At 64.6% G+C, this 5566-nt stretch carries 6 protein-coding genes and 1 pseudogene; 3 read left to right on the top strand and 4 right to left on the bottom strand.

The genetic code is table 11. The features are described 5' to 3' along the window. The 4 genes and pseudogenes from ACTHL0_RS16695 to ACTHL0_RS16680 form a co-directional block, all read right to left on the bottom strand. Positions 1–556 (bottom strand): annotated as a pseudogene (locus ACTHL0_RS16695) (hypothetical protein); the annotation flags it as partial. A gap of 30 nt (positions 557–586) precedes the next feature. Then, on the bottom strand, positions 587–1216 hold the full coding sequence (locus tag ACTHL0_RS16690) for a hypothetical protein (protein ID WP_440567922.1): 630 nt from the start codon (positions 1214–1216) through the stop codon (positions 587–589). After that, positions 1213–1716 (bottom strand): hypothetical protein, encoded by a 504-nt coding sequence (locus ACTHL0_RS16685; RefSeq protein WP_440567921.1) that lies wholly within the window; start codon positions 1714–1716, stop codon positions 1213–1215. Before ACTHL0_RS16685 ends, ACTHL0_RS16690 begins: the two co-directional genes overlap by 4 nt. A gap of 36 nt (positions 1717–1752) precedes the next feature. Next, positions 1753–2280, bottom strand: coding sequence for a hypothetical protein (locus ACTHL0_RS16680; protein WP_440567920.1), 528 nt, complete (start codon positions 2278–2280; stop codon positions 1753–1755). A 510-nt stretch (positions 2281–2790) separates the two neighbouring features. Between ACTHL0_RS16680 and ACTHL0_RS16675 the strand changes: the two genes are divergently transcribed. From ACTHL0_RS16675 to ACTHL0_RS16665, 3 genes are all read left to right on the top strand, one after another. Next, the gene (locus tag ACTHL0_RS16675; protein ID WP_440567919.1) at positions 2791–4164 is read left to right on the top strand and encodes a sigma 54-interacting transcriptional regulator; all 1374 of its coding nucleotides are present in this window, start codon (positions 2791–2793) and stop codon (positions 4162–4164) included. Between the two features lie 102 nt (positions 4165–4266). After that, positions 4267–5238: a thymidylate synthase gene (locus tag ACTHL0_RS16670; protein WP_440567918.1), complete on the top strand. Its 972-nt coding sequence runs from the start codon at positions 4267–4269 to the stop codon at positions 5236–5238. A 140-nt stretch (positions 5239–5378) separates the two neighbouring features. Then, the coding region (locus ACTHL0_RS16665) for a hypothetical protein (RefSeq protein WP_440567917.1) at positions 5379–5566 on the top strand (188 nt) is incomplete at its 3' end.

Here is a 5566-nt window from a genome sequence, read left to right as displayed (position 1 = left end):
GATCGTCGCCGTGATGGTCGTGGTCCGAGCTGTAGGTATAGCCGAAGTTGGCTGAGCCGCTCGCCGTCAGGGTGGCGCTCGCGTCTTGCGACGTATGCGAATCGCTGCTGGCGCTACTCGATTTTTGATTGCTGAATGTGTAGCTGCTGCCCGAACTCGAGCTGCGTTGGTTCATGAACGAATAGGACGACGATTCGCCGAACGTCTGCGAGAACGAAGCCGAGGCCGATTCGCTGCTCTTGCTCGAGCCGACCGAGTAGCCGCCGCCCTTCACCGAGCTGTAGTGGTTGTTGAAGGTCGTGGTGACCGATCCCATCGTATAGCTTTGCGCGGTCGGATCGAGCGTCGCGCTCGACCAGGCGGCCTGGTTGTTGTTGACGACGGCGCCGACCGTGCTCGACACCGTGACGCAACCGAACAGGCGCACGAAGCCGTCGATGCCGACGTTTTCATGGACGCTCGTTCCGTTGAAGATGTACGGGTCTTTGACGTTATGGGCGAATGCGGCGCCCGACGCTGCTGCCAGCACTGCCGCTGCGATGAGTGTGCGCTTCATGATGACGCTCCGATACGAAAAGGTGCTGCGTTAGAAAAAAGTGCCCGCCGGGGGACGGAGCACAAAACTGTTCGCCGTGGCATTACCGGCGCCGGCCGTCTGGTTGATCTGAGCGATGCCGCTCGCGTTCTTGAGCACATCGTTGCCGATGCGCACCGCGCGCTCGCCATGGGACATCGCCGATACATCCACACGTCCTTGCTTGGGAGAGGCCGCGGACAGCTCGCTGTCCGAAACGCTCTCCACTCCCATTGCGGCAGCGCCGATCACGACGCTGTTGCGTTGGAGATTGGCCGCACCCGCCGCCTGATTCACCATCGCCAGGCCGGACACGTTCGATAACGCGCCGTCCTCGATGCTTGCCCGTGCGCTCGGGACACGTGCGCGGGCCTGGGCGCTCTGGGCGACGCTCGTATCGACGGCGCCGTTCGGCGCGACGACGATCGCCGCTTGATTGCTTTGGGCGTTGTTCAGCCCGGCCGCTTCGTTCACACCCAGGACGCCTTTCGCGCCGGCGAACGCGCCTGCCGCCATCGTGGCGTCGCCCGTGACGGTCGGCACCGTCTGCGCCCATGCGCACGCCGGTGCGGCGAGGGCCGCGAAGCAGGCCAGGAAGGAGGCCGCCGCAACGGTGCGGCGCGTGGCGAGGGGCGCGTTCATTTCGATCCTCCCAGCCCGGCGAGGGCGGAACTGAGCGGCGCAAGGGCCCCCGTGACGGACATCGAGATCGTGCCGCCGACGCCTGTCGTCGTCGGCGCGACTCCGCCGGGGCCCATCGCCACATTGCTGCCTGTCGCCGAGCCGCCGAGGATCTTCGTCAACGCTTGCAGGCTGGCCATGCTCCCGGCGGCGCCTGCGCCCGATACGCCTTGCGAACCGTGCGCTTGTGTCAGATCCTCGTCGGACACGAGCGAACCGACGGTCGAGTCGAACGCCGGCGCAGGAAAGGTCGTCGCTTTCACGGCGACCGGATTCTCGTCATGAGGGAGCGCGCGGAACGCATCGCGCGGCATCACCTCGCGTTCGACGATGATGTCGCCAGCGTGGCCGCTTTCCTGAGCGAAGCCGTTGGGCGAGGCTGCCGCGAGTACGGCGACGACGCTCGGCAGCAGGGCTGCTTTGGCGAGGTACCGCTTCGTGACGACGAGGGCGAAGGTCATGTCGGGGCTCCGGCAAAGGCGAGCGTCGGCTCGTGGCTACTGGCGGAAATAACTGACGGCGTTGCTTTGAGCCGGACGTGCCGAGTCCGCGGGGACGGGCGCGGGCACCGGCGGCGCGATTTCATCCCAGAGCGTGACCGAGTGCCCGTTCTGGAGCGCTTGCGTCGAAGCGGCCACCGTCATGAGGCCGGGGCCCGTGCCGCGCTGACGGGCAAGCACGCGATCGTCGAGAGCCGTCGCGCCGGCAATGGGCGCTTCGGTATCGGCGCTGGCGGCTTCATTCGCTGCCTGCATCGGCTCGTCGAAACCGAAACCGTCCGTCACGGTGGCGCCGATGAGAAAGCGCGGCGCGACGGCCAAATCCACAGCCTGTGCGGCGCGGTGGGCGAACGACGTTGGCGCGGCCCACGCACCATCGACGAAGAACATCGGTTGACCGATCGCGGGCGCATCGTCGAGCGAGCCGGCGTGGGCTTGGCAGGGCGCAGCGATTGCCGCCAGCGCGATGCTTAGCGCCGCGATCGCTGCGCGTGAACCGAACGAAAGGGGATGAACGAATGGCATGGCGTCTCTCCGTGTTGCGCGGAGATAACGCGAAAGGTGTGCCATCGGCGGGAAAGCATTGCTGCGATTGATATTGACTGCAATGGCCTCAACCGCGCCCGGGGGAAGGACCAAAAACCGTTTCAGGGGTGAAACGACATAAAGAAAAAGCGAGTGCGGGGCAATTCGTCATTGGAATGGCGATGTCGCAAAACCGCCACGTACGCGCTCGAAATCGCAATGCAGCATTCTCGCAAACCGGCGTCCTGACTGGCTTTGCGCGCCCTGTTTCAATTTTTAAGGCAAGTGTTGCTGTCTCTACGACGGGTCGTATAGTAAGCTGTTGAACAGTTTCACGTCGATAAAGAGCCGATGAATCGGCCATTGCTATTAATAATTTAATTGTGGGCCGTGCAGTTTGGGCAAAGGACCGTGAGCGGGCTTTCGATAGGGTAGAGCCGGGATAAGCGTTGGCCGGCGCGTTGCTTGCGAGGTGTCTTGCTTCACGTTTACCGATAAGAGGTCTGAACAATGGAACCCGCGAATCGGCACTTGATTTACATCACGCGCGAGGTCAACGCTCAATTGAGTGAGCAATTCAACGCGCGCGGCTGGCAGGTCGATGTCGCCGCGAGTGCGCGTGACGTGCGCCGGGCGCTGCGCAGTGAAGCGGCCGCCGGTGGGTTGCTCGATCTCTCGAGCCAATTCGATTCGCGGGAGATCATTGCGCTCGAACCCTGTTTGACGAGGCCCAACGTCGGTTGGGTCGCGGCCACGGCGCCGGGGCAAATGCAGGAGCGCACGCTGCGGCGCCTCGTGCGCGACTACTGCTACGACTACGTCACGATGCCGTACGAGGCGCCGCGCATCGTGGATTCGGTCGGGCATGCGTATGGGATGGTCGTGCTCGGCGCGGGCGATGACGATACGCCGCCAGCGCGTGCGGGCGAAGGGGAAATGGTCGGCTCGTGCGATGCGATGCGCGCGCTGTTTCGCGCGATCCGCAAGGTGGCGATGACAGATGCGCCGGTGTTCGTATCGGGCGAATCGGGCACGGGCAAAGAGCTGACGGCCGTCGCGATCCACGAGCGTTCTGTGCGTTGCGCCGCGCCGTTCGTCGCCATCAACTGCGGCGCAATTCCACCGCATCTGGTGCAGTCCGAACTGTTCGGCTATGAGCGCGGCGCGTTTACCGGCGCGACTCAGCGCAAGATCGGCCGCATCGAAGCGGCGCACGGCGGCACATTGTTTCTCGACGAAATCGGCGATCTGCCGCTGGAGAGCCAGGCGAGCCTGCTGCGCTTTTTGCAGGAAGGGCGCATCGAGCGGCTCGGCGGGCGCGAATCGATCGATATCGACGTCCGGGTGATCTCGGCCACGCACGTCGATATGGTGCGCGCGATGGACGAGGGACGGTTTCGCGCCGACCTTTATCACCGGCTTTGTGTCCTGCAGATCGAGGAGCCGCCGCTGCGCGCGCGCGGCAAGGACATCGAGTTGTTGGCCCGTCATATGCTCGAACGGTTTCGGCACGACGGCACTCGACGGCTGCGCGGCTTTTCGGCCGACGCCATCGCGGCGCTCCACAATTACGCGTGGCCCGGCAACGTACGCGAATTGATCAACCGTATCCGGCGGGCGATTGTGATGTCGGAGGGGCGGCTCATTACGGCGCACGATCTGGAGCTGGCCGATTTCGTCGATGTCGCGCCGGTCTCGCTCGCCCAAGCGCGGGAAGCCGCGGAAAGGCAGGCGATCGAGTTGGCACTGCTGCGTCATCGCGGGCGGCTCGGTGATGCCGCACAGGAACTCGCTATTTCCCGCGTCACGCTGTATCGGCTGCTCAGCGCGCACGGCATGCGGCACATCCCGGTCGAGCCGGGCGCCCATCAGATGCCGAACTGAGGGTGCCGAGCGCGTCAATCCGGCGGCTTGGTAAAATTGCGGTTTGCGCGCCGTGAAAGAGCGGTTGCGTACCACGAGCCAAGAGCCGAAGGATTCCCGCGCATGAAACAGTACCTCGACCTTGTCCGCACCATTCTCGATACGGGCAGCTGGCAGGAAAACCGCACCGGTATTCGCACGATTTCGATGCCGGGCGCGATGCTGCGCTTCGACCTGCAAGAAGGCTTTCCGGCCGTTACCACGAAGAAGCTCGCATTCAAATCGGCGATCGGCGAGATGATCGGTTTTCTGCGCGCCTCACGCAGCGCGGCCGATTTTCGCGCGCTCGGGTGCAAAGTCTGGGATGCGAACGCGAACGAAAACGCTCAGTGGCTGGCCAATCCCTACCGGGAAGGCACGGACGACCTCGGCGATGTCTACGGCGTGCAGTGGCGCAAGTGGCCTGGCTACAAGGTCATCGATGCCGCCGAGCAGGCGCGCATCGCCGACGCCACCTCACGCGGCTATCGGCTCGTCACGCAGTTCGAGGAAGAGGGCGTGCAAAAGGTGCTGCTCTATAAAGCCATCGATCAATTGCGCCAGTGCCTGGACACGATCATGAGCAATCCCGCGGACCGCCGCATTCTCTTTCACGGCTGGAATCCCGCGCTGCTCGATCAGATCGCACTGCCTGCCTGCCACTTGCTCTATCAGTTCTTGCCGAACGTCGCGCGGCGCGAGATCTCGCTGTGCCTCTATATCCGCAGCAACGACGTTGGCCTCGGCACGCCGTTCAATCTGGCGGAGGGGGCGGCGCTGCTGTCGCTCGTCGGGCGGTTGACGGGGTACACGCCGCGCTGGTTCACCTACTTCATCGGCGATGCCCACATCTACGAAAACCAGCTCGATATGCTCACGCGCCAGCTCGAGCGGGAGCCCTACGAGAGCCCGAAGCTCGTGATTGCCGATCGCGTCCCGGCTTATGCGGATACGGGCGTGTACGCGCCCGAGTGGCTGGAGCAGGTCGAGCCGTCCGATTTTTCGCTTGTCGGATATCGGCACCACGAGCCGCTGACGGCTCCGATGGCTGTTTGAGCACGGTCGCGCCCTAAACGAAGCGGGAAGCCCGCGGTATCGCGCCAGCGGCGCACCAGACTGGACGATTGTCCGGTCCGGTGCTCCGCCTGTCGCGGACCGCGGGCTTTGTCGTTTACCGCCCGCCGCCTTCAGCCTTGATGATGTTCGTGGCCGGCGTGAGCGGGGGCGGCAGCGTGCTGCTGCTCGTGTTGCGGAGCAGGCGCGGGCCTGGGTTGCGGTTGCGGGTGCGGTTGCTCGAAATGCGGTTGGGGCTGCGGCTGCGGGCGCGGTTGCTCGTAGTGCGGCTGCGGCTGCGGGCGCGGTTGCTCGTAGTGCGGCTGGGGCT

This window comes from Trinickia sp., assembly GCF_051961175.1.
Taxonomy (GTDB): domain Bacteria; phylum Pseudomonadota; class Gammaproteobacteria; order Burkholderiales; family Burkholderiaceae; genus Trinickia.
The sequence above is the reverse complement of the archived record's forward strand: the minus strand, read 5'-3'. Positions and strand labels throughout refer to the sequence as shown.

Excerpts from the sequence above, each read along its gene's own strand:
- ACTHL0_RS16690 (WP_440567922.1), bottom strand. The coding sequence starts at position 1,216 with ATGAACGCGCCCCTCGCCACGCGCCGCACCGTTGCGGCGGCCTCCTTC.
- ACTHL0_RS16685 (WP_440567921.1), bottom strand. The coding sequence starts at position 1,716 with ATGACCTTCGCCCTCGTCGTCACGAAGCGGTACCTCGCCAAAGCAGCC.
- ACTHL0_RS16680 (WP_440567920.1), bottom strand. The coding sequence starts at position 2,280 with ATGCCATTCGTTCATCCCCTTTCGTTCGGTTCACGCGCAGCGATCGCG.
- ACTHL0_RS16675 (WP_440567919.1), top strand. The coding sequence starts at position 2,791 with ATGGAACCCGCGAATCGGCACTTGATTTACATCACGCGCGAGGTCAAC.
- ACTHL0_RS16670 (WP_440567918.1), top strand. The coding sequence starts at position 4,267 with ATGAAACAGTACCTCGACCTTGTCCGCACCATTCTCGATACGGGCAGC.